Below are 23,502 nucleotides of genomic sequence, written 5' to 3' on the forward strand. Positions count from 1 at the left end.
GTCACCGACATGCGCAAATTCTTGTCTCCCTATCTATCGAGCCCGATCACCGTCATCGGTGGCCTGTTGAGCCTCGGCTGGCTGCTTGTGGCGCTGCTCGCTCCGGTACTTGCCCCCTATGACCCGATCAAGACGCTGATGCCGCTCGCCAAACCCGGCGCACTCAACCCAGCTGGAGGCACCTTCTGGCTCGGCACCGACATGCTCGGTCGCGATATTCTCTCGCGATTGATCTATGGCGCCCGCACGGTCGTGGTGTTCGCGACGCTTGCGACGCTGACGGCTTACTTCGTCGGCGTGACGCTCGGGCTTGCAGCCGGCTACTGGCGCGGCCGCCTGGACGCGGTGCTCTCCTACTTCGCCAATGTGGTGCTCTCCTTCCCGGTACTGGTGCTCTACATCGTCATCATCGTGGTGATCGGCTCCTCGCCTTTCAACATCATCCTGGCGGTGACTTTCGGCAGTGCGCCGGCGATCTTCCGCATCGTGCGGGGCATAACCATCGACGTTGCGAGCCGCGACTACGTTTCTGCTGCGATTACGCAAGGGGAGAGTGCCTGGCGCATCATGCTCTTCGACATCCTGCCCACTGCCAGCGGGCCCCTGGCGGTCGATTTCTGCCTTCGGCTCGGCTACACGGCGATTACCATCGGCACGCTCGGCTTCCTCGGCCTCGGCCTGCCGCCGCCGACGCCGGATTGGGGCACCATGGTCAACGAAGGCCGCGGCATGGCGATCGCGTTTCCGCATCTCGTGATCTTCCCCTGTCTCGCAATCTCCTCGCTGATGCTCGGGCTCAGCCTGCTGGCGGATGGATTGCGGGAAGTCTCCGACGCACAAGGACGGCGCGCATGAGAACGGATGAGAGACAACCGATCCTCAAGGTCAAGAACCTGAGCGTCACCCTGCCGAAAGGCTCGGATCGCCCCTATGCCGTCAACGACGTCAGCTTCGATCTGAAGCCGGGCGAAATCCTCTGCATCGTCGGCGAATCCGGTTCCGGCAAATCGGTGTTGTCGAGCGCGCTGATGGGCGCGGTTCCGGAGGGGCTGAAGGTTGCCGGCGGGCAGGTGCTGCTTGAGGACAAGGACCTGACGCGCCTGTCGGAAAGGGCGTTTCGTGCCATCCGCGGGCGCGACATTGCGATGATCTTCCAGGAGCCGATGGCCTCGCTCAATCCGGCGATGACGGTCGCCGATCAGATCGAGGAAGTCTTCCTGCTGCATTCGGAGTTCGATGCGGCCGAAAGGGCGAAACGGGCGCGGGCGCTCGTCGAGGCAATGCGGCTGCCCAATCCGGACCGCATCCTCAAGGCCTATCCGCATCAGCTCTCGGGCGGCCAGTGCCAGCGGGTGGTCATCGCCATGGCGCTTGCCATGAGCCCGCGCATCCTGATCGCGGACGAGCCGACGACCGCGCTCGACGTGACCACCCAGGCCCAGGTCCTGAAGCTGATCGGCGAACTGCGCGACGTCCATGGCCACGGCATCGTCTTCATCACCCACGACTTCGGCGTGGTGGCCGATATCGCCGACCGGGTCGCGGTGATGAAACACGGCGAGATCGTCGAGATCGGCGAGGCAAAGCAGGTGCTCACAGCGCCGCAGCACCCCTATACCCAGGCGCTGATCGCCGCCGTCCCGAGCCTCGATCCGCATGATCGCCCGGCAGCGGCAGAAGCCGATCCGGTGCTCGCCGTGCGCGGCCTGCAGCACTCCTATGGCGCGCTTGCCGTCTTGAAGGATATAGATCTCAGCCTGGCACCCGGACGGGTCGTCTCGATCGTCGGGGAATCCGGTTGCGGAAAGTCGACGCTCGCCAAGGCGATGATCCGGCTGATCGAGGCAAAGGGCGGACGGGTGGAGGTGGCGGGCACGGATATTCTGGCTCTACCCAGCAAGAAGCTCGAAAAATACCGGCGCACGATCCAGATGATCTTCCAGGACCCCTTCGGCTCGCTCAATCCGCGCCGGCGGGTCGGCCCGATGATCGCGCGCGCCGCGCGCCTTGCCGGCGCAAGTTCCACAGAGGCGCGGCGGCGCACGGAAGAGCTTCTCGATCTCGTCGGACTGCACAAGAGCGCCTATTGGCGCAAGCCCGGTGCGTTTTCCGGCGGCCAGCGCCAGCGCATCGGTATCGCGCGCGCGCTCGCCATGCAGCCGGATGTGCTGATCGCCGACGAAAGCGTCTCGGCGCTTGACGTCTCGGTCCAGGCGCAGGTTCTGGCGCTCCTCCGCGACCTGCAGGAGCGGCTGCAACTCGCCATCGTCTTCATCACCCACGATCTGCGTGTCGCCGCCCAGATCAGCGACGAGATCGTGGTGATGCAGAAGGGCGAAATCGTCGAGCGCGGCACGGCGGCCATGGTGCTGCAGGCACCGAGCCATCCCTATACGAAAACCTTGCTTGAGGCCGCTCCGGGGCGAAGCACGTTCTGAGCGGCGAATGCGGGTCAGGAATGAAGGCCGGGACCCGATCCCGGCTTTCTGCCGTTCGCGGTCCGTTACATGGCCGACGTGCTGCCGCGCCGCAAACGTTGCGGCTGTTGCACTAAGATACAAATCTCCACCGATCGGAAACATCCGCGATACGTCGCGATGGTCCTCTGCCGCACGTATCAAGCGATCGCTGCCTTCGGCTTTGATCCAGTGCGGAGAGACGTTGATGATCCTCTTTGTTGTAGCCTATCTTGCGGGCGTGCTGACGATCGTCAGCCCCTGTATCCTGCCGGTCCTGCCATTCGTGTTTGCCCGCGCCGGCCAGCCCTTTTCCACCAGCATTCTCCCGATGCTGCTCGCCAAGATCGTGACCTTCGCGGGCATCGCCTCGCTTGCCGCACTCGGCGGCAACTGGGCGGTGCAGGCAAACGAATACGGCCGCTACGCAGCGATCGCGCTGCTCGCAGTCTTCGGCATGACGCTGCTGTCGACACGGGCGGCCGCCTTCCTGACCGGGCCGCTCGTGGAACTCGGCAACCGATTGTCGCGGAAGGCCGCGACCGGGGAGAAGGGCAGCGTCGGCGGCGCCATCCTTCTTGGCGTTGCGACCGGACTGCTCTGGGCGCCTTGCGCCGGACCGGTGCTCGGCCTCGTCTTGACGGGCGCGGCGCTGAACGGCGCGAATGTGCAGACGACGCTTTTGCTTGCCGCCTATGCCGCGGGTGCCGCAACCTCGCTGGCGGTCGCCGTGCTTGCCGGCGCCCGTGTATTTGCGGCGATGAAGCGCTCCCTCGGCATTGGCGACCGCATTCGCCAAGGTCTCGGCGTTGCGGTGCTCGCAGGGGTGGGAGCCATCGCGCTCGGCCTCGACACCGGTCTGCTGGCGCAGCTTTCCTATGCGAGCACGTCGGGCTTCGAACAGTCGATCCTCAATCGCCTGCGCAGCGATGCCTCGCCCGTGGATGTCGCGAGCACCCGCATGACGCTGGCAGCAAAGGATACGCGACAGGCGGGCTATCGCAGCGACCTTCTGGTCGAAGGACAGTTTCCGTCGCTTGATGGTGCCGTGCAGTGGTTGAATTCGAAGCCGCTGACGCCGGCCGAGCTTCGCGGCAAGGTCGTTCTCGTCGATTTCTGGACCTATTCCTGCATCAACTGCATTCGCACTGTTCCCTATGTCCGGGCCTGGGCGGAGAAGTACCGGGACCAGGGTCTGGTCGTCATCGGCGTGCATGCGCCGGAATTTGCCTTCGAAAAGCAGATCGGCAATGTCGAAAAGGCGGTGCGCGATTTCAAGATCACCTATCCGGTAGCGATCGACAACAACTTCGCCATCTGGCGCGCCTTCTCCAACAGTTACTGGCCGGCCCACTACTTCATCGATGCCGAAGGGCAGATCCGCTACACCCACTTCGGCGAAGGCGACTATGAAGGTTCCGAGCGGGTGATCCAGGATCTGCTGGCGGAAGCCGCCGGCAAGAAGAAGGCCGAGGGCGACTTGGTCAAGCCGAATGCGAGGGGCGCCGAGGCCTCGCCGGATCTGGCGCGTCTTGGCTCCGGAGAGACCTATGTCGGCTACGAGCGGGCGGCGAACTTCGTGTCGCCGGAGGGCGTTTCGGCCGATACGGCCGCGCGGTACACGGTCGACGAACCGGGTCTCAACGAATGGGGCCTCAAGGGCAACTGGACCATTGGGGCCGAGCAGGCGCGTGTCAACGAGGCCGGCGGCGGCATCACCTACCGGTTCCGTGCCCGCGACCTGCACCTGGTGCTCGGGCCGGGCGCCGGCGGCAAGCCGATCCCGTTTCAGGTGACGGTGGACGGTGCAGCCCCTGGAGCGGACCACGGCGCAGATATCGACGTCACGGGCAAAGGCACGGTCACGGACACCCGCCTTTATCAACTCGTACGCCAGTCGGGCGCTGCGCGGGAACGGACCTTCGAGATCCGCTTTCTCGAACCCGGCGCGGAAGCCTTCGTTTTCACCTTTGGATGAGAGCTCAGAGATGGTCGACAAACAACAGCAACGTGGGCGCCGCTTGCCTGTTCTTACCCGAGGTGTGCTGGTCGCGCTGGCATTGGTTGGTGGTGGGCTGACGCTCGCCCTTGACCAGCCGGCGGCACAGGAGGCCAAGCCCGTTCCCAGCGCGCTTCACGACATCGCTTCAACGGAAACAAGCCAGACGGCAGTGCTGGCGGGCGGTTGCTTCTGGGGCGTGCAGGCGGTGTTTCAGCATGTCGCCGGCGTCACGGGCGTCAGGGCCGGCTATGCCGGCGGCAGCGCAGCGACGGCGACCTACGAACAGACGGAAACGGGCACCACCGGGCACGCCGAAGCGGTCGAGATTACCTACGATCCCCGGCAGATCAGCTATGGCAAGCTGCTCGAGATCTATTTTTCGGTCGCGCATGATCCGACGCAGATCGGTGGGCAAGGGCCGGACAGCGGGCCGCAATACCGATCGGCAATCTTCCCGCGCAATGAAGAACAGGCGAAAGTCGCCTCCGGCTACATCGCACAGCTGAATGCGGCAGGCGTCTTTTCCCGGCCGATTGCGACGACGATCGAAGAGGCAAAGGCATTCTATCAGGCAGAGGCCTATCACCAGGACTACGTCTACAACAATCCGGGCCAGCCCTATGTTGTCCTTTACGAGCAACCGAAGATCGGTGCGCTGCGTCACCTGTTCCCGAGTCTCTATCGCGGGAAGCCGGTGCTTGCGGCGGACAGCGCGTCGTAGCTGCCCGGATGTACGTGAACGACAGGAGGGCCGGGCATACTTTGCAACAGGCCGTGCCGGTTCGGCCAATTACATCAGGATACAGTATCGCGGCCGGCTGCACATATCCACGATACGCCCGAAGGACACTCTGGCAATGCGTAAGACCCGTGCCGGAGAGACGGGCGGGCCGCTGCCGTCATGATCAACGGAAGGAGTTATCATGCGTATCTTCGCAACAGTTTTCGCCATAGCCGTCCTTGCAGCGGCGCCATGCGCCTGGGACAGCAGCCCGGGCGAGCCGTCGCTTCTTGCCGCGCTCGTCGCCGGTTCGGCGGCGACAACGTTCGCCGCCCAGCCGCAGGTGGCCGCCAACCAGGGCGGAGGATTGCCGCAGGAGGTACCGCATGAAAAACCGGCCAACCCCTTCATGCCGACGATATCAATGCCATGATTGATCAGATCGCGGATATCAACCTACGGAAAGAGGCGCGGGGTTATTTCAGTCACGGCGAATATTCCGTGCATTCTAATCCGTGGGTTGATGTCCTCGGGGCAATGGCAGGTCTGTCGGCAAGCGAGATTGATGAGGATTGGGTGATTTAACCAGTGCCTATTTAATGTTGATCATGCCGGAGATTATCTTGGTTCATAGCCAACGTTGTAATACGTAACAGGGTATCTTTTAGGCAGGGCACTTTTCATGAAAAGACTATTACTTATATCGCCTTGGTTTGGGAGTTGGCCCGTATGGATTAATTTCTTTATTGAATCATGCAAGCACAATATCGAAATTGACTGGATGATACCTACGGATCAGCCGGAACCTGAAAATACGGCTCCAAATGTCAGGTTCGTATATTATACATTCGATGCTTATAAGGAGAAAATCTCAAGCGATATAGGCGTCGATCTTCATCATATTCCCGCATATAAGTTGTGCGATTTAAGGCCGTTTCTGGGAATGAGCTTTGATGAAGATTTGGAGAGTTACAAATCTTTTGGATACTGCGACCTGGATGTGATTTGGGGGGATATCAGATCGATCTACACTGATGAAATTCTCGACAATTATGATGCAGTTTCATCACATTCGGACCGAATGGCCGGTCATCTATCGATCTTTAAAAATACTACGAAAATGCGAACATTGGGTAGGCGCATTCCGGAATGGCGCTCACACATAGCTTCGGATGAGCATTTTTCTTTGGATGAACGCGCCCTGACTAATATTATGAGGCCAAAATGCAAGCATTTTATCAAAAGGCTGATAGCGCCCAAATCACTGATGGTCGAGCGTTACACAACGCCAGGCGGTAGTGAACGTCTTTGGCCAGATGGCTCATTTAGTCCTGATGAATGGATCTGGAAAAATGGGCAGCTAACAAATGAGCGCTACTCGTCTGGGATACTATATCTTCATTTTATGTTTTGGCATTCAAACCGCTGGCGGCGGCCACACACAGGGGAAGCTCCGTGGCCAAGGTTGGATAGTATTGTTCAATGCGATTGGCGGGAAGCTGCGCAGAATGGTTTTTCAATTTCTCCGGCCGGCATTCGTTCGTTGCCCTAAGTGTTGCAAAGCCTGAATTTTCAATGAACCAATAGAACACCGTGCAAGACATGAAGGCGGGGCCGATGTTTCGGCCCCTTTTCTTTTGCTGAGCAGCAGCAGAACCGCGGGAGAGATTTCGTATCGGCCCGCAGTCGGGCTCGTCCATCCGAACATTCAGATACAAACCGGCGGCCGTCGAACACATGGCGGATACACCGCGCACGCATCGTCACGGCGAAGTTTGGATTGCATCGCGGCGATCTACCAATGCCAGATCACGGTCGTATGTCTCAAAAGGACGGAATTATGACATTTGAGCCATTGCCTTTCCGCCTTACCATCTGGGCTCCAAACCCAAGGCAAAGGAGCTTGAAATGAGCAGGAATTCCAAAGGTACGGCACTCATCACCGGCGCGTCCTCCGGTATCGGTGCGATCTATGCCGACCGCCTGGCGCGCCGCGGTTACGATCTGATCCTCGTTGCCCGCAACCGCGAGCGATTGAATGGTCTTGCAAGCCGCCTGGCGGACGAGACGGGGCGCGCCGTCGAAGTGGTCGCAGCGGACCTCGGCGACAAGGACGATGTCAGGCGGGTCGAAAAGATCCTGCAGGCTGATGCGAGCATCACGGTGCTGATCAACAATGCGGGTGTTGGTGCCACCGCGCCGCTACTCGCCTCCGACGTCGACAAGATGGAAGAGATGATCACGCTGAACGTCAGCGCCCTGACGCGTCTGACCTATGCGGCAGCACCGGGATTTGCCGCGCGCGGCGCCGGTACGATCATCAACATCGCCTCCATCGTCGGCCTTGCACCCGAACTTCTGAACGGCGTCTACGGCGGGACCAAGGCTTTCGTCCTGGCCTTCACTTTGTCGCTGCAGAAGGAGTTTGCTGACAAGAACATCCGCATCCAGGCCGTGCTGCCGGGTGCGACCGCAACCGATTTCTGGGAAACCGCGGGCACGCCGATCGAGCATGTCCCAAGCGAGATCGTCATGCGGGCCGACGACATGGTGGACGCGGCACTTGCCGGTCTCGACCAGGGCGAAGTGATCACGATCCCGGCGCTGCCGGATGCCGCTGACTGGGCAGGCTATGAGGCCGCCCGCCAGAAGCTCATGCCGAACCTTTCCAGGAGCGCACCCGCCGCTCGCTACAACATCGGGAGATAGCTCCCGATCTGCTTCCGGTTCCTCCCATCCCGGATTTACGTGGCGATGCCTCAGGGCATCGCCGTCCCTCGAACCAGGAGAATGATGATGTCCAGACGCTATTTGCCAACTGCCAAGCGCAGTCGCTTGGCCGCCTTCGCGCTGTCCGGAGCGATCGCGATCCTGCTTCCGCCGCTCGCCGCCCATGCCGCAGGTGCCTCTTCGGCGGGCAGCCTACAGATCACGGTTGCGGCAAGGCTCGCGGCCGACGAATCCGTCCGTCCATTCCAGTACCATGCCAGCGATGCCGCACTTGCCGACCTAAAGCAGCGTATAGCGGCGACCAAGTGGCCGGACCGGGAACTGGTGGCCGACGGTACTCAAGGCGTTCAGCTCGCCACCATGCAGAAGCTCGCCGACTATTGGGCGACCGATTACGATTGGCGCCGGGTGGAGAAGAAGCTCAACGACCTGCCGCAGTTCGTGACCAATATCGACGGCGTCGACATCCACTTCATTCACGTGCGCTCCAAGCACAAGAACGCGATGCCGCTGATCGTCACCCACGGCTGGCCGGGCTCGATCATCGAGCAGTTGAAGATCATCGATCCGCTGACGAACCCCACGGCGCACGGCGGCAGTAAGGCCGATGCCTTCGACGTGGTCATTCCTTCGTTGCCCGGCTACGGCTTCTCGGGCAAGCCGACGGAACGCGGATGGGATCCGGTCAGGATCGCAAGGGCCTGGGCGGTGCTGGTGCAGCGTCTCGGCTACACACATTACGTCGCGCAGGGTGGTGACTGGGGCGATGCGGTCACCGAGCAGATGGCGCTGCAGCAGCCGGCCGGTCTGCTCGGCATACACACCAACATGCCGGCGACCGTTCCGGCCGAGATCCAGAAGAGCCTGGATTCCGGCCAGCCGGCGCCAGCGAACCTCTCGGCCGACGAGCGCCGCGCCTATGAGCAGCTCGACTTCTTCTACAGGAACGGTCTCTCCTATGCGCAGGAGATGAGCAAGCGTCCGCAAACCCTTTACGGCATTGAGGATTCGCCGATCGGCCTTGCGAGCTGGATGCTCGACCACGACGCCCGCAGCTACGAGCTGATCGCTCGGGTCTTCGACGGTCAGTCGGAAGGCTTAAGCCGCGACGACGTGCTCGACAACATCACGCTCTACTGGCTGACCAATACCGCCGTGTCCTCGGCGCGGCTCTATTGGGAGAACAAGCTCGCCTTCTTCCAGCCGAAGGGCGTGCAGATCCCGGTGGCCGTCAGCGCCTTCCCGGACGAACTCTATCAAGCGCCAAAGTCCTGGGCGGAGAAGGCGTTCCCCAAGCTCATCCATTATAATCGCCTCGCCAAGGGCGGCCACTTTGCAGCCTGGGAACAGCCGCAAGCCCTGGTCGATGAACTGAGAGCGTCCTTCAAGTCACTGCGTCAACCGAGCTGAAAGGAAGGGGCGTGCGAACGCGCGCCCCACCGTCGCAACAACGGAGAAGTGTCATGACAGGTGCAGACAGCAACAACAGAGCGCCATCGATTGATCTGAAGTTTGAGGTCGCGGTCATTCCGGTCGCGGATGTGGATCGCGCCACGAGTTTCTATGGCCGCCTCGGTTGGCGGCTCGATGCCGACTTTCCCGTCGGCGATGCGTTTCGCGTCGTTCAGTTCACCCCGCCGGGCTCGCCGGCGTCGATCCACTTCGGCACGGGGTTGACCTCGGCCACTCCCGGCTCGGCAAGCGGGCTCTATCTCGTGGTCTCGGATATAGAAGCCGCGCGAGCGGAGCTTGTTGAACGCGGCGCGGAGGTCAGTGAAGTCTTCCACCGCGAAGGCCCCGGACAACCGCCAATCAGCGGCCGTGATCCGGCGCGCCGCAGCTACCGTTCCTACGCCACCTTCAGCGACCCCGATGGCAACGGCTGGCTGCTGCAGGAAGTGACCGAGCGCCTGCCCGGGCGGGTCGATAGCGACGTCACAGGCTTCGTTTCGGTTGCCGATCTTGCGGCGGCTCTGCGTCGCGCGGCTGCCGCGCATGGCGAACATGAGAAACGCAACGGCGGTGAACACGATCATAACTGGCCGGATTGGTATGCGGCCTACATGGTTGCCGAACACGCGGGCAAGCCGCTTCCCAAGTAGGCATTGCCCCGACCGTCCGTGTTTCACCCATGGCGTAAATATGGTACAAACGACCATTCGAGACAGGAGGATGGCATGCACAGGATCGGCTACGTCGTCTTTCCGCGGTTTCAGCTCATGGGGTTTGCGGCGGTCACCGCCTTTGAGGTCGCCAATCTGACGCTCGGGGAACAGGCCTACGAAATCGAATTGCTGTCGGAGGCTGGCGGCGAGATCAAGTCGTCCGCCGGCTTCGGCGTGCTGACGAAGGCCTTCGACGATGCGGTCTATGAAACCGTCATGTTTGGCGCGGGGACCGAAATCGAACCGGTCTCTCCCGGGCTGGTCGCTTTCGCGCGCCACGCGCTCAAGGCATCGCGGCGGGTGGCCGCACCTTGTACCGGCGCTTTCATCCTGGCGGAGTCCGGACTGCTCGACGGCCGTCGTGCGACGACCCATTGGGTGTTTGCGCGTCAGCTGCGAGAGCGTTTCCCGGAGGTGCGGGTCGAGGAAGATCGCATCTTCATCGTCGACGGCAGCGTGTGGACCTCTGCCGGCATGACGGCCAGCATCGACCTGGCGCTGGCGATGATCGAAAAGGACCATGGCGAGGATGTTGCGCGCCAAGTCGCCCGCAAGCTCGTCGTCTATCACCGGCGTGCCGGCGGCCAGTCGCAATTCTCGGCACTACTCGAACTCGATCCGAAGTCGGACCGCATCCAGAAGTCCGTCAACTACGCCAAGGCCAACTTGCGCAATGTCTTGTCGGTCGAGGAACTTGCGGACGCTGCGGGCCTGAGCGCGCGCCAGTTCAGCCGCGCCTTCCGTTCCGAGACCGGCCAGTCGCCGGCCAAGGCCGTCGAGCATCTGCGCGTGGAAGCCGCGCGCCTTTTGATGGAGCAGGGGCGTCACTCCATGGACGTGATTGCCGAGCAGACAGGCTTTGCCGACAGTGATCGCATGCGTAGGGCCTTCCTGCGCACGCTCGGGCAACCGCCCCAGACGATCCGGCGCAATGCGCGCGAAGGCATTGTCTGAGGCTTGCGGCACAGCGGCGGCGGCGCAGAGGAACTCGATTGTATCGCCGTGTATCCAACGCTTCTGTTTCTACATGCACTTTCAATCGGGGCGGCAGAGCACACGATCGGGATACACCGGTACTTCATTTCTGATTGCAGTTCAGTTCACCGGAGGTTCCCAATGTCGGACGATATCAACCACCCACGCCGTCGTTTCATCGGCGCAATTGCGCTCTCGCTGGCTGCGACGCAGTTCGCTTCGGCAACCTTCGCGAGCTCGCAATCGGGAACCGCTGACGCTCCACGCCTGCCGGCCGTCACGCCCGGGACAAACAAATCCTTCGCGACCCTCAAGCAGATCGATGCCGGTGTGCTCAACGTCGGCTACGCCGAACTTGGCGCCAGCGACGCCCCGGTCGTCGTTCTCCTGCACGGCTGGCCCTATGACATCCACACCTATGTGGACGTGGCGCCGCTTTTGGCAAATGCCGGCTACCGCGTCATCGTCCCCTATCTGCGCGGCTACGGCACGACCCGGTTTCTCTCTGCCGACACACCTCGGAACGGCCAGCAGGCGGCGATCGCTACGGACATCATTGCCCTGATGGATGCGCTCAAGATCGAAAAGGCAGTCATCGGCGGCTGCGACTGGGGTGCGCGAACCGCCAACATCATCGCGGCGCTCTGGCCCGAACGTTGCAAGGCGCTGGTCTCCGTCAGCGGCTATCTGATCGGCAGCCAGGACGTGAACAGGAAGCCGCTGTCGCCGCAGGCCGAGCTTGCCTGGTGGTACCAATTCTACTTCGCCACCGAGCGGGGGTATGACGGCTACAAGCAGAATCACAAGGAGTTCGCCCGACTGATCTGGAAGCTAGCTTCGCCGAAGTGGAATTTCGACGACGCCACCTTCGACAGGAGTGCCGAAGCGCTCGAAAACCCTGACCATGTCGCCATTTCGATCCACAACTACCGCTGGCGCCTCAGCCTCGTCGAGGGAGAGGCGAAGTTTGACGACCTCGAAAAGCGGCTGGCACAGTTCCCGACGATCACCGTCCCGACCATCACGCTCGAGGGAGATGCCAACGGCGCGCCGCATCCGGACCCATCGGCCTATGCCAAGCGCTTCTCCGGCAAGTACGAGCACCGGCTGATCCCCGGCGGTATAGGCCATAACCTGCCGCAGGAGGCGCCTTTGGCCTTCGCCGAGGCGATCGTCGCCGTCGACCGTTTCTAGTTCTTCTCCCGCTGAATGCGTGGAGGCGCGGGGTCCGGTTTATCGGTCCCGCGCTTTTTTTGTGCGCTGATCGGGGCCAGGACCTGCCGGATGCGGCGTCGCGCCATGCAGGCGCGATGCCATGGGCGCCTCGTATCAGCGTGTATCTGCACCGGCATCTGGCAAGCTTGCGTACATTTCCGGGCTTTCGGTGAAACATCACAGACACGTCGTGGGCGCCAGATGCGTCTCGATAGTCGCAGGGCAATCGGGCCCGGACGGCAATCCTGTCGAAAGGACCAACATCATGAGCGAAGCTGAAAAGGTACTCTACACCGGCAAGACCCACACGACCGGCGGCCGCGACGGCGCCACCCGGAGCGACGACGGGCGCCTCGACACCAAGCTTTCCACGCCCGGCAGCTCCCGGCCGGGGACCAACCCGGAGCAGCTCTTTGCCGCCGGCTGGTCGGCGTGTTTCATCGGCGCGATCGGCCTGGCGGCCGGCCAGTCGAAGATTGCGCTCCCCGCCGACGTTGCCGTCGATGCCGAAGTGGACCTTTTGAACCGTGACGGCGGCTACTTCCTGAAGGCGCGGCTGAATGTCAGCCTGCCGGGGATCGACGCGGACGTTGCGCGTCGCCTGGTTGATGCCGCGCATCAGACCTGCCCCTATTCCAAGGCGACTCGCGGCAACATCGACGTAACCATCAATCTTGTCTGATCCGCACCTGCAATTCATCGCCTAAGGAAGCGGCGGCCATCATGGCCGCCGCTCTTTTCGTGTCAGGCCCCTTGCGGTCGAGTCCGGGGAACCGCGAGCTTGGCTCCGCCTTCACGTTAAAGAACGCCAATATATCATTGATATGAAATATATAATTATGAATGACTTTCGCCAGTATTCAGCTTTGCGGCGGGCGGATCACCAGCTCGCCCAAAAGGCCGCCGCCGTCACGATTGCTCAAGGTCAGAGACGCGTTGATGGAGACTGCCAACTGCTGGGCGATGGCGAGACCAAGCCCGGTCCCGCCGGTCTCGCGATTGCGGGAATCCTCCAGCCGGACGAAGGGTTTCAACACCGCGCCCAGTTGATCATCCGGGATGCCCGGCCCGCGGTCGAGCACGCTGATAACCACCGTATCGTCAGCAAGCCGCCGTGCCTCGATCTCGGCGCTGCCTGCGAATTTGAGCGCGTTGTCGACGAGGTTGGTGAGAATGCGCCTGAGCGCCTGCGGCCGGGTTGTGACCGTGCCGCCATCGATATCGCTGGCGCTGACGGACTTGCCGGTGTCCTGATAATCGTAGACGAGGCTTTCAATAAATGAGGCGAGGTCGACGCGCGTCGATTTCTCGACATTGCCGTGGGCGCTGCGCGCATAGGCAACGCCTTCTTTCACCAGGCTTTCGATCTGGCCGAGATCCTGGATCAGCTTCTCGCGATCGGCGAAATCCTCGGCCATCTCCGCGCGCAGTTTCATGCGCGTGATCGGCGTCTGCAGGTCGTGGGAAATGGCTGCAAGGATCTGGACACGTTCTTCAAGATACTGGGCGATGCGGTCGCGCATGGCATTGAAAGCGGTTGCCGCATAGGCGACCTCCGTCGGGCCGGTTTCACTGAGCCGCGGCGTGTTGCGGTTCGGGTCGAGCGTGTCGGCCGCTGCGGCAAGGTTGACGAGCGGGCGGACGGCCTGCCGCATGGCAAACCAGCTGCAGAAAAGCAGGAGCGCGAGTTGCGCCAGCAGCACGTAAGGCAGCCAGTCGGCGAGCGGCATGACCCCCTTGGGATAGACGTCGATCGTCAGCGGCGAGCCGTCGCTCAATGTCAGATGCGCTTGCACGTGGCGGCGATCGCCGGGGATCGTCTCGACGGTGACCGGATATTTCGGGCCGGTCGCGCGCTGGATGTTGGCGGAGAGCTCCGCAGTGGCCGGATCGACCGAGGGGTTGCCGGAAGCGCCCGGTCCGAGAATGAAGCCGTAGTTGTCGCGGCTGAGGCGATTGAGCCAGGAGGCACGCTCGTCCGCGGGCAGGCGGTCGAGGATTGCGATCGAGGTCGCTATGTCGTTTTCGAGCGTGTTGAACATGACAGACTTGGCTGCCATGTAGCGCTCGAAGAATAGAACTGTGAACGACATCACATGTGCGATGGCGAGGCCGGCCAGCAGAATAACAAAGAGCCGCGCCCTGAGCGTGCGCGGCCATAGTCGAAAGCCTCTTTCAGCAGCGTTCGTCGTCATTCACGCGCCTCCACGATCTCGATCGGCACCGAGAAGACATAGCCTTCGCTGCGCACCGTCTTGATGTAGGCCGGCTCGCGGGCGTCATCGCCGAGTCGCTGGCGGACCCGGCTGACGAGCAGGTCGATCGAGCGATCGAAGAGGTCGGCCTCGCGGCCTTGCGTGAGATTGAGCAGCTGGTCGCGGTTGAGCACGCGCTGGGGGTGGTCGATGAACACCTTCAGCAGCCGATACTCCGCTCCGCTCAGCGCGATCACGGTGCCATCGGCATCGATCAGGTGCCGCGCCGTCGTGTCGAGCTTCCATCGGCCGAAGCGCAGCAACTGTCCGGCCTCGGAGATCTGCAGATTGGGCGGCAGCATACGGGCGCGCCGAAGCACGGCCTTGATGCGGGCAAGCAGTTCGCGCGCGGAAAAAGGCTTGGAGAGATAGTCGTCCGCGCCCATTTCCAGCCCGAGAATGCGGTCCATCTCGTCCGAGCGGGCGGTCAGCATGATGATCGGGATCGCCTTGTGCCTGCCGGCGCGCAGTTCGCGGCTGAGCACCAGCCCGTCGTCGCCCGGCATCATCACGTCGAGCACGATCAAATCGACCGTATCGCCCTCGAGGAAGCTGCGCATCTGCCGCCCGTCGGCGACAGCGGTTGCGCGCAAGCCGTTCTTCTTGAGGTAACTCGACACGAGTTCCCGGATCTCACGGTCGTCATCGACGATCAGCACGTGGTCGATATGATCCATCGGGACAACTCCTCAAGCCGGTACGGTCTTTGCATCTTGCCGGCATCGTTTGCTCAGGGCTTCGCGACACGAGCCCCGTCTGGTTGACGCTCGGCATATGTCGTCGGTGTGTTCGCAGCATCCAGACTTGCATGCGAATGTAATGCAAGCGTCTCCCGATACATTTCGACACAATTTTGCAAACGAAACCCGCCGCTTGCTGTCAAGCGACGGGTTGCAGGAACTGTGGCTGGAGGCGTCAGGCCCTTGCTTGCGCGGCCCGCTGAGCACGGTACTGGGCGGTGGGCAGGCCGCCCCAGCCCCAATTATCGAGGTCGACTTCCTCGATGACCACATAGGTCGATTCCAGCGGCTTGTTGAGCACGTCGAGCAGCACCTGGCTGACGCCCTTGATGATCTCGGCCTTTTCCTCTGCCGTCACCGCATGGCGCTCCGGCGTGGTGCCCTCGCGGGTCACCTGAACTGTAACGATCGGCATTGCCGTTTCCTTTCTAGATGTTAGAGGCACCCCAGGTGCCGCGTTTGACTGGAGAGCTAGGTGCCTACCAGCGTCCTGCATTCTGGCCGCCGTCCACATGCAGGATCTCGCCGGTCACGAAGCCGGCGCTCTCGAGGTAGAGAACGGCATCGACGATATCGCGGATCTCGCCCATGCGGCCGACCGGGTGAAGCGTCGAGAGCGCAGCATGCGTTTCCGGTGCGTGCATTGGCGTCTTGATGATCCCGGGCGAAACCGCGTTGACGCGAACGCCTGACGTCGCGAATTCGATGGCGAGCGCCTGGGTTACAGAATTGAGGCCGCCCTTGGTGATGGAAGCGAGCGCCGCGGGCACGCCGGCGATCGGCTGATTGACCAGGCTGGTGGTGATGCTGACGATGTGGCCGGAGCCCTGCTTCAGCATCTCGCGTGCGGCGCGTTGGGTGACGTGGAAGAAGCCGGCGACATTGACGCTCATGTTCAGGTCGTAGTCTTCCTGGGTGAATTCGGTGAAGGGCTTGGCGGTGAAAACGCCGGCATTGTTGACCAGCGTGTCGATACGGCCGAACCGTTCGAGGCCCTGGCGAACGACCCGCTCGGCAGTCTCGGGGTTGCCGATATCGCCGGCGATGGCGAGAACGCCGCCATCCGCGCTCTCCTGAATGGAGCGGGACGTGGCGATGACACGATAGTTGCGATCGCGGTAGGCGCGCACCAGGGCGGCGCCGATACCCTGCGATGCACCGGTAATGATCGCGACTTTTTGTTCGTTGCTCATGGATGTGATCCTTCTTCGATTGCAACGGGCGCTTCGTTCGGCCCGTCCTCCGCCCTCGGCGTTGGTGCAATCAGATTTAGACCCATCCGATGTTTGGGAGAATTGACGGCGATCGGTGATCAATCAACCGGAATTCGGCATAATCAGCTGAGCGACCCGGCTTCCGTCGCCATGCGCGCGAATTCGGTTCGCAGGCGCGGCAGGGCGAAATCGGCAAAGGCACGAACCTTTGGAACCGACATGCGGCCTTGCGGCGCAAGCAGATGAACCGGCATCGGCGGATGCTCGGCATCGGCCAGCACGATCTGCAGCCGCCCTTCTTTGACCTGGCTGGCGACATGATAGGAATAGAGCCGGACGAGACCGGTTCCTGCGACGGCGGAATCGACCGCGGCACGCACGCTGTTGACGACGTATCGCGGCGTGAACTGCACCGTGCGGGGGATCAGCGAGCCCTCGGCTGGCGTGAACGTCCAGGAATCCAGGCCGAAATTGGTGAAGGCGATGATCTGCTGCTTGGCAAGGTCGAGCGGCTCGCCGATCCTTGGGTGGTTGGCAAGATAGCGTGGAGAGGCGACGACGACGCGCCTGATATCGCCGCCGATGCGTGTCGAGATCAGCGACGAGTCGGCGAGATGCCCGATGCGCAGGGCGAGATCGACGCCTTCATCGACCAGGTTCACGAAGCGGTCGAGCAGCAGAAGCCGGACTGAAACCGCCGGGTAAAGATGGAGGAAGTCGTCGAGGATCGGACGCAGGATTTCTTCGCCGACGATCGGCGGGGCGGAGATCGTCAGTGTGCCGTGTGGGGCCGCGCGTTCGCCGCCCGCGAGTATGTCGGCCTCTTCGAGGTCGATCAGTACCCGCCGGCAGGCCTCTGCATAGCGCTGGCCGGCTTCGCTGAGTTTCAGCGACCGGGTCGTTCGATGCAGGAGTTCGACGCCGACATGGGCCTCGAGCAGGTTCAGCGCGCGACTGACGGCGGTCGGCGATCGCTTCAGCCGCCGGGCTGCCGCCGCGAGGCTACCTTCGTCGACCGCGGTCACGAAGACCTTCATCGCGTCGATACGATCCATTCTGCCGACTTTCGCAAGAGTTGTCGTCAATCAGCAAGAATTCACCTGCAAAGCGGCGGAAGTAAAGGGGGCGACAGCGCGCACCGGCGAGCGCTGCGCCTCCCGGACTACGCCGGAAAAAGGCGGGCGATCAAATCGGACGCCGGGCCCTGCCAAAGCTCGCCCTTGCCGGTACCAGACCATAGGGACAGAAAATCTGGCGAACCCTTGGCCGTGGACGCTGCCCTGATGTCGCGCGTGAACTTGTTCTGGGCCGGAAACGGCATCACGGTGGCGGCATCGACCTCGTTCATGAAGCGGTTTTCGACGCCGCGGGCAAACCGACCCGAGAAGGCCCGCGTCGTCCGTGTCTTCCGCTCGGCGCCCTGCAGCGCTGCGCGATAGGGCGCCGATGTCCCGGCTTCGGAGGTTGCAAGGAAAGCCGTGCCCATCTGCACGGCGCTGGCGCCTCTTGCGAGGATGGACCGGATATCGGAACCCGTCATGATCCCGCCCGCGGCGATGAGCGGCACCTTGACCTTCTCGAGGCTTCGGGCGAGCAGGTCTTCAAGCCCGATTTCGCTGTCCTCGGCAGACGGGTCGAAGATGCCGCGATGGCCGCCGGCCTCGTATCCCTGGAGCGTGATGGCGTCGACGCCACTCTCTTCGAGCGCCAGGGCTTCCTCCGGTGTCGTTGCCGTGCCGATGATCAGCATTCCCGCCTCGCGGGCAGTGCGCATGTGCTCGGCGGAAAGAACGCCGAAGACGAAACTGAGCACCGCAGGCTTTGCCCGCAGCACGGCCTCGAACTGCTGGTCGAAATCCTCTTCGTAGGGCGCCGCGAATTCCGGTGTGGGTAGGCCGAGTTCGGCGCGGTATCCCTCCGTCGCGCGCAAGGCGCGCTCGAGCGCCGTGGCGTCGACCTTCGGCTGCGGATGCTGGACGAAGAGGTTGATGGCGAAGGGACGGTCCGTGCGGGCGCGTACGTTCTGGACGAACTCGGCGATCGCCCCCGCGCTCGAATAGGCGGCGCCGATCGAGCCCAGCGCGCCGGCGGCCGAAGAGGCTGCCACGAGCGCGGGCGACGAGGGGCCTCCGGCCATCGGTGCGACGATCAAGGGATGTCTCAGGCCGAGTTTCGCAAGGGTGCCCTGCATGTTCCATGTCCTCGCTGTGTGTTTGCCTGCCATCTGGCCGCGCTGCAGAGTTAGGGTGAGCGGCGGCGGACGCAAGGGGATGTGCCGCAGTTCACCCGAATATCTTGTGGGCCGCTGAAGGCAACTGGGACGGAAGCATGCTCGGCCTCTCACGGCCCTGCCGCCGGATTGTCGATCGCTCGGCGGCGGTTGCGGAGCGGTCGATTGACTGGCATTGTTGTTGGTGGCGAGACGTACCCGAGAGGCCCCCGATGTCACGACAGTCGGACAAACAAGAAGCACTTCCGAGCCTTGTCGAACACTATCGGCCCGTGCAGCTGAAGGCCGTGCTTGCGGCTCGCGCGATAAAGCACCGCGAGCCTCCGCCGCCACCACCGGAGGAGCGCCACTACGGATCGCAATTGCCGGAGGGATTTCACCTGCCGCAATCCGTCTACGACGACTGAGCGCCGGCTCCGCCGTCAGCTCGTTGCCAGCGTCCAGGCCATGCCGGCGAGTGCGCAGGCGAGCAGCGTCGTAATGACCGATACATTGAAGCGGAAGATCGCCATGCCCGCCGCCAAGGTCAGCAGAAGCGACGGCAGCACCAGCGACGCGAGTACCGGGATGTCGAGCGCCAGCGGCCCGAACCTCCAGGCGACCACCTCTGCAAACAGCGTGTGCAGTCCGAACCAGACGGCGAGGTTGAGGATGACCCCGACGACGGCCGCGGTGATTGCCGACATGGCGCCGGTCAGCGCGACGTTGTTCCGCAGCCGCTCGATGAAGGGCGCGCCCAGGAAGATCCAGAGGAAGCAGGGAACGAAGGTGACCCAGGTCGTCAGCATCGCTCCAAGTGTCGCCGCCGCCATGGGGGAAAGCGTGCCGGGATCGCGATAGGCGCCCATGAAGCCGACGAATTGCACCACCATGATCAGCGGGCCGGGCGTCGTCTCGGCCATGCCGAGCCCGTCGAGCATCTCGCCCGGCTTCAGCCAGCCGTAGTGCTGCACGGCCTCTTGCGCGACATAGGCGAGCACGGCATAGGCGCCGCCGAAGGTGACCACCGCCATCTGGCTGAAGAACAGGCCGATCTGGCTGAAGACGTTGCCCGTGCCGAGGATGGCGACGAGCAGCGCCAGCGGCACCAGCCACAGGGCGAGCAGGATCGCCGAGACCCGCAGTGACCAGGCGAGATTCGGGCGTGCGTGCGCGGGGATTTCCTCGCCGAGGGCGGAATCTTCGTCCCTGAGCACAGGACCTGCGCCGGCCTTGTGCCCGCCGCCGATGCGGAAAAAGGGGGAGCCGGAACGGGCGCCGATATAGCCAAGCACGCCGGCTGCAAGGATGATGAGCGGGAAGGGGATCCGGAAAACGAAGATGGCGATGAAGGCGGCCGCGGCAATGCCGATCATAACCTCGTTCTTCAGCGCCCGCCCACCGATGCGGAAGACGGCCTGAACGACGACCGCAAGCACCGCGGCCTTGAGCCCGAAGAACAGGCCTTCGACAACGGTGACATTGCCGAAGGCGGCGTAGATGTAGCTCAGGCCCAGGATCGCCAGGACCCCCGGAAGCACGAAGAGGATGCCGGCAACGAGGCCGCCGGCGGTGCGGTGCAGCAGCCAGCCGATATAGACGGCAAGCTGCTGCGCCTCGGGTCCCGGCAGCAGCATGCAGTAGTTGAGCGCATGCAGGAAACGGTGTTCGCCGATCCAGCGTTTTTCATCGACGAGGATGCGGTGCATCACCGCGATCTGCCCGGCCGGCCCGCCGAAGCTCAGCGCCGCGATCCGCGCCCAGACCCGGACCGCTTCGCCGAACGAAATGCCGTGGCTCTCCCGTTGCCGCGCCGGTTTCGGCGCGGCCTTGTCCGTAATGTCGGTCATTTCAGGCGTCCTTCTTGGGCGAGGGCCAGTTGTGGGTTTCGTTGGTAGCATCGCGGCACCAGCGATAGAAAGCGTCGTAAAGCAGCATGCCCGCCTCCAGTTGTTCGAGATCATCGGCATACATGCGCGAGAGACCGAGAGAGGCCGCAAGCAGGCCCGATGCCTCGGGCGCGAGCTCGAGGCGGGCGGTATCGGCAGCACGCACGATTGTGGCGAGCCGCAGCAACGGGGCTGTGGCAAGCGCGAACTCCTCGACCATGATGTCGAAGGTGCAGCGCTCGCCGCGATGGCTCCAACGGACGGGCGCGTCGATGTCGAACGGTGTCGCCCCGAAGCGCTCGCCGACCATCTCGACCTCCGACGGCGCAACGTAGAGGAAAACAGCATTCGGATCGACGAAGCGCCGAATCAGCCACGGGCAGGCAATGCGGTCGATCTTCGGCCGCGCACGGGTGACCCAGACGGTCTGCCCGCGGGCGTTCCGTTCCGGTATCGCCGAAGATGGCACGGTGGGGTTGCCGCCTTCGACCCAGGCCTCGAAGCCGCCTTCGAGGACATCGGCGGAGACGCCGGCATTGCGCAACCAGGCGGCAATGCCATGGCTTAGCTTCTTGCCCTGCTGGCAGATGATGATCGCCGACGCCTTGTCGACGCCATCCAACCAGTCCTGCACGGTGCGGTAGTCCCGCCGGCAAGACCCCGGGACGAGACGCGGATCGGCGTCGAAGTCCTCGTCGACGCGAACGTCGATCAGCGCGGGACAGTTCGGTGTGCCGATGAGGCGGGCGAGTTTTTCCGATGATATTTCGAGATATGACGACATGACGCGTCCTCCGGATGAGCGGTTCTATGGACGCGATGCTTCGGCTGGCGCCTCATGGGGTGATCGCACCCCCATGCACAAAGTTTGCCGCCGTTCGCTGCAAGCTGTCAAGCCACGGTTCGGCGGCGACTTTACGGACACGGCGGGAGCGTTTCGCGCAGAGGTGTTACCGGGCAAGCTATCGAAGGATTGTTACAGGTCTTTGTCGGCAGGTGTCACTCAACGTCGAGGAAGCGACCTGAGTGCCGAAGGTCACACTCAGGTCGCAGAAGGCGGCATTCGGGCTAATTGCCGACCTCCTTGGCCGCGGCCTCGATGACGCCGGCGACCTTTTCCGGCTGCGATGCAAAGACGGCGTGGCTCGCCTTGATTTCGCTCACCTGGCTGCCGGCGCGCTTGGCCATGTCGCGCTCGAGATCCGGATTGATGGCGCGATCCTCGGTCGCAACGATCGCCCAGCTCTTCTTCGTGCGCCAGGCCGGGTCGCCGACCTTGGTGCCGAAAATATCCTTGGCGGCAAGGACCTGCGATTTCGCGGCAAAGGCGGCCTCCTCCGCGGGCAAATCGGCGGCGAAGTCGGCCGGAAATGCCTTGGGATCGAGGTAGAGATACTTTCCGTCGGCGGTTTCTCGGATGCTCATGGCGGCCGCCGGCTTCGAACCGGCGAGCGTCGCCAGGTTTTCACCCTTGTCGGGCTGGAACGCCGCCACGTAAACCAGCCCCTCGACCTTGCGATGATGGCCGGCCTCGGTGATGACCATGCCGCCATAGCTGTGCCCGACGAGGAGGGTCGGACCATCCTGCAGGTCGAGGATGCGGTTCGTCGCCTCGATGTCCGCGGCGAGTGACGTCAACGGCTCCTGGACGACGGTCACGTTGAAGCCGCGGCGCTCGAGAATTTCGGAGGCCTGGCGCCAGCCGGAACCGTCGGCGAAAGCCCCGTGCACGATGACGATGTTCTTGATCTCGGCTGCTTGCGCGGCAAAGGCGACGACGCTTGTCGCGAAGGCGAGGGCGAAAGTGGAGAAAATCCGGCGGCGCATGTGATCGATCCTTCATTCGGTTTCGTGAACGGATGATCACAGTCTCTAAGACCGACGTATCCCGGTTGTGTCCGCCATCGCGCGGGGATGTACCGCAGTGTAGCGCAAGGCTGGCTGCTGGGGATTGAACCGTTCAGCCGCGGCGCTCGGTGCGGCGCAGCCGATCGATCGCGGCATGCGCGATGATCCATGGTTCTTGGGTCGATCGTCGGAGAGGCGGGATGCCTATCGCTCTACGAGGATCACGATCGATTCCGGCACGACCCCGTCAGAGGTCATCGCATCGGCTGCGACTTCGCTCTGCATCGCCTTGGACAGAGCGTCCATATCAGGAACGTCCATGAGAATGGCCACGCGGCTCGGATCTTGCGGATCGACGAAGGTTCGAATGTTCGTCACGCCAAGCGTGCCGAAGAACTCCTTGCGCTTCGGCGAGTTCAGCCAATGTTCCGCGCCTTTGCTGATGTTGTGATGGGCGATGATGGTTGGCATTGCATCCTCCCTGTCATGGCACGGACGCCGGTTTCGTCGAACTTTCCCTTGGTATCCGCGTTTCCCCACGGAACTGTCTGGCGAGCGGGCTGTCAATTAGCCCGTCGGAGCTAGGGGCGGACACAGCTATCCGAGCTCGCTGTCCGCTTCGTAGATCGGAGGAATACCCATGCCAAAATTCGTGACCATCGGATATGGCGATCGCGCTGGTTACGATCGGACGGCGGAGGCCGTTCGCGATGCGGCGCATGCCCATGATGCAGAGCTTCTGGCTGGAGGAGCCTTGATGGGGATCGCCGGCACGCCGGTGCAGGTGCGCAACCCGGACGCGGCGAGCGTCGAAACGAAGGATGGCCCATTCCTGTCATCGGCGCTGCCGGTGGCCGGCTTCGCTGTCATCGAAGCCGTCGATCTCGCCGAAGCAATCGACATGGTCTCGCGGAGCCCTTGCGCGGTTGCGCACGGAGTGGTCGAGGTGTGGCCGCTCGAAACTCCTTAAGGAGCCGCCCACGATACCTGAGCGGCGAGCAGAGATTCGGCCTCATCGGCCGTTTGCCGCTGCGGCGCCGTGGCTTCGGCGGGTGCGCGCTTCGTCTCCGCCTGCCCCTCCCT

Annotated in this window: 25 protein-coding genes; 15 read left to right on the forward strand and 10 right to left on the reverse strand. The window is 62.9% G+C overall.

All coding sequences use genetic code 11. The features are described from left to right. The first annotated feature begins 9 nt into the window (after window positions 1-9). The 13 genes from XB14_RS23505 (at window position 10) to XB14_RS23555 (ending at window position 12,946) form a co-directional block, all read left to right on the forward strand. On the forward strand, window positions 10-855 hold the full coding sequence (locus tag XB14_RS23505) for an ABC transporter permease (protein WP_077964708.1): 846 nt from the start codon (window positions 10-12) through the stop codon (window positions 853-855). Continuing rightward, window positions 852-2,438 (forward strand): dipeptide ABC transporter ATP-binding protein, encoded by a 1,587-nt coding sequence (locus tag XB14_RS23510; protein ID WP_077964710.1) that lies wholly within the window; start codon window positions 852-854, stop codon window positions 2,436-2,438. Before XB14_RS23505 ends, XB14_RS23510 begins: the two co-directional genes overlap by 4 nt. A 226-nt stretch (window positions 2,439-2,664) precedes the next feature. After that, entirely contained in the window at window positions 2,665-4,434 is a 1,770-nt protein-coding gene (locus XB14_RS23515) for a cytochrome c biogenesis protein DipZ (protein ID WP_077964713.1), read from the forward strand. A gap of 10 nt (window positions 4,435-4,444) precedes the next feature. After that, window positions 4,445-5,179, forward strand: coding sequence for a peptide-methionine (S)-S-oxide reductase MsrA (gene msrA, locus XB14_RS23520; protein ID WP_077964715.1), 735 nt, complete (start codon window positions 4,445-4,447; stop codon window positions 5,177-5,179). Between the two features lie 202 nt (window positions 5,180-5,381). Beyond that, window positions 5,382-5,612 (forward strand): hypothetical protein, encoded by a 231-nt coding sequence (locus tag XB14_RS23525; RefSeq protein ID WP_077964716.1) that lies wholly within the window; start codon window positions 5,382-5,384, stop codon window positions 5,610-5,612. Beyond that, window positions 5,609-5,764 (forward strand): hypothetical protein, encoded by a 156-nt coding sequence (locus XB14_RS33335; protein ID WP_179119644.1) that lies wholly within the window; start codon window positions 5,609-5,611, stop codon window positions 5,762-5,764. The genes XB14_RS23525 and XB14_RS33335 overlap by 4 nt, the downstream gene beginning before the upstream one ends. A 97-nt stretch (window positions 5,765-5,861) precedes the next feature. After that, window positions 5,862-6,731: a DUF6625 family protein gene (locus XB14_RS32780; RefSeq protein ID WP_143348506.1), complete on the forward strand. Its 870-nt coding sequence runs from the start codon at window positions 5,862-5,864 to the stop codon at window positions 6,729-6,731. 356 nt (window positions 6,732-7,087) lie between these two features. Next, window positions 7,088-7,888 carry an SDR family NAD(P)-dependent oxidoreductase gene (locus tag XB14_RS23530; RefSeq protein WP_077964717.1) on the forward strand — a complete coding sequence of 267 codons (801 nt, stop codon included), beginning with the start codon at window positions 7,088-7,090 and terminating at the stop codon, window positions 7,886-7,888. A gap of 87 nt (window positions 7,889-7,975) precedes the next feature. Beyond that, window positions 7,976-9,319 (forward strand): epoxide hydrolase family protein, encoded by a 1,344-nt coding sequence (locus XB14_RS23535; RefSeq protein ID WP_077964718.1) that lies wholly within the window; start codon window positions 7,976-7,978, stop codon window positions 9,317-9,319. Window positions 9,320-9,372: 53 nt separating this feature from the next. Beyond that, window positions 9,373-10,011: a VOC family protein gene (locus XB14_RS23540; protein WP_077964720.1), complete on the forward strand. Its 639-nt coding sequence runs from the start codon at window positions 9,373-9,375 to the stop codon at window positions 10,009-10,011. A 75-nt stretch (window positions 10,012-10,086) separates the two neighbouring features. After that, entirely contained in the window at window positions 10,087-11,028 is a 942-nt protein-coding gene (locus XB14_RS23545; RefSeq protein ID WP_077964725.1) for a GlxA family transcriptional regulator, read from the forward strand. 162 nt (window positions 11,029-11,190) lie between these two features. Further along, complete coding sequence (locus tag XB14_RS23550; protein ID WP_077964726.1) at window positions 11,191-12,243, forward strand: alpha/beta fold hydrolase; 1,053 nt, start codon at window positions 11,191-11,193, stop codon at window positions 12,241-12,243. Window positions 12,244-12,529: 286 nt separating this feature from the next. Continuing rightward, complete coding sequence (locus tag XB14_RS23555; protein ID WP_077964727.1) at window positions 12,530-12,946, forward strand: organic hydroperoxide resistance protein; 417 nt, start codon at window positions 12,530-12,532, stop codon at window positions 12,944-12,946. Between the two features lie 178 nt (window positions 12,947-13,124). On the opposite strand, the gene XB14_RS23560 is transcribed toward XB14_RS23555, so the two are convergent. The 6 genes from XB14_RS23560 to XB14_RS23585 all read right to left on the reverse strand — a co-directional run bounded on the left by XB14_RS23560 (window position 13,125) and on the right by XB14_RS23585 (window position 18,664). Next, on the reverse strand, window positions 13,125-14,459 hold the full coding sequence (locus tag XB14_RS23560; protein ID WP_077964728.1) for a sensor histidine kinase: 1,335 nt from the start codon (window positions 14,457-14,459) through the stop codon (window positions 13,125-13,127). Then, window positions 14,456-15,196 carry a response regulator gene (locus XB14_RS23565; protein ID WP_077964740.1) on the reverse strand — a complete coding sequence of 247 codons (741 nt, stop codon included), beginning with the start codon at window positions 15,194-15,196 and terminating at the stop codon, window positions 14,456-14,458. The genes XB14_RS23560 and XB14_RS23565 overlap by 4 nt, the downstream gene beginning before the upstream one ends. Window positions 15,197-15,434: 238 nt before the next feature. Next, window positions 15,435-15,674: a tautomerase family protein gene (locus XB14_RS23570; RefSeq protein ID WP_077964741.1), complete on the reverse strand. Its 240-nt coding sequence runs from the start codon at window positions 15,672-15,674 to the stop codon at window positions 15,435-15,437. A 64-nt stretch (window positions 15,675-15,738) separates the two neighbouring features. Then, the gene (locus tag XB14_RS23575; RefSeq protein ID WP_077964742.1) at window positions 15,739-16,452 is read right to left on the reverse strand and encodes an SDR family NAD(P)-dependent oxidoreductase; all 714 of its coding nucleotides are present in this window, start codon (window positions 16,450-16,452) and stop codon (window positions 15,739-15,741) included. A 143-nt stretch (window positions 16,453-16,595) separates the two neighbouring features. Then, window positions 16,596-17,528, reverse strand: a complete 933-nt coding sequence (locus tag XB14_RS23580) for a LysR family transcriptional regulator (RefSeq protein ID WP_077964743.1) — start codon at window positions 17,526-17,528, stop codon at window positions 16,596-16,598. 107 nt (window positions 17,529-17,635) lie between these two features. Next, a complete protein-coding gene (locus XB14_RS23585) occupies window positions 17,636-18,664 on the reverse strand; it encodes an NAD(P)H-dependent flavin oxidoreductase (protein WP_077964750.1) in 1,029 nt (342 codons plus the stop codon). A gap of 251 nt (window positions 18,665-18,915) precedes the next feature. Between XB14_RS23585 and XB14_RS32785 the strand changes: the two genes are divergently transcribed. Beyond that, a complete protein-coding gene (locus tag XB14_RS32785; RefSeq protein ID WP_143348507.1) occupies window positions 18,916-19,110 on the forward strand; it encodes a hypothetical protein in 195 nt (64 codons plus the stop codon). A gap of 15 nt (window positions 19,111-19,125) precedes the next feature. On the opposite strand, the gene chrA is transcribed toward XB14_RS32785, so the two are convergent. The 4 genes from chrA to XB14_RS23605 form a co-directional block, all read right to left on the reverse strand. Beyond that, window positions 19,126-20,532, reverse strand: a complete 1,407-nt coding sequence (gene chrA, locus XB14_RS23590; RefSeq protein WP_077964752.1) for a chromate efflux transporter — start codon at window positions 20,530-20,532, stop codon at window positions 19,126-19,128. Between the two features lies 1 nt (window position 20,533). Next, entirely contained in the window at window positions 20,534-21,355 is an 822-nt protein-coding gene (locus XB14_RS23595; protein ID WP_077964754.1) for a chromate resistance protein ChrB domain-containing protein, read from the reverse strand. Between the two features lie 284 nt (window positions 21,356-21,639). Beyond that, window positions 21,640-22,398, reverse strand: coding sequence for an alpha/beta hydrolase (locus tag XB14_RS23600; RefSeq protein ID WP_077964755.1), 759 nt, complete (start codon window positions 22,396-22,398; stop codon window positions 21,640-21,642). A gap of 225 nt (window positions 22,399-22,623) precedes the next feature. Next, window positions 22,624-22,890, reverse strand: coding sequence for a hypothetical protein (locus XB14_RS23605; protein WP_077964756.1), 267 nt, complete (start codon window positions 22,888-22,890; stop codon window positions 22,624-22,626). A gap of 169 nt (window positions 22,891-23,059) precedes the next feature. On the opposite strand from XB14_RS23605, the gene XB14_RS23610 reads away from it, so the two are divergent. After that, on the forward strand, window positions 23,060-23,389 hold the full coding sequence (locus XB14_RS23610; protein WP_077964757.1) for a YciI family protein: 330 nt from the start codon (window positions 23,060-23,062) through the stop codon (window positions 23,387-23,389). The last annotated feature ends 113 nt before the right edge of the window (window positions 23,390-23,502 follow it).

Origin of the sequence: Ensifer adhaerens (assembly GCF_002007205.1) — a bacterium.
Lineage (GTDB): Bacteria > Pseudomonadota > Alphaproteobacteria > Rhizobiales > Rhizobiaceae > Ensifer > Ensifer adhaerens_D.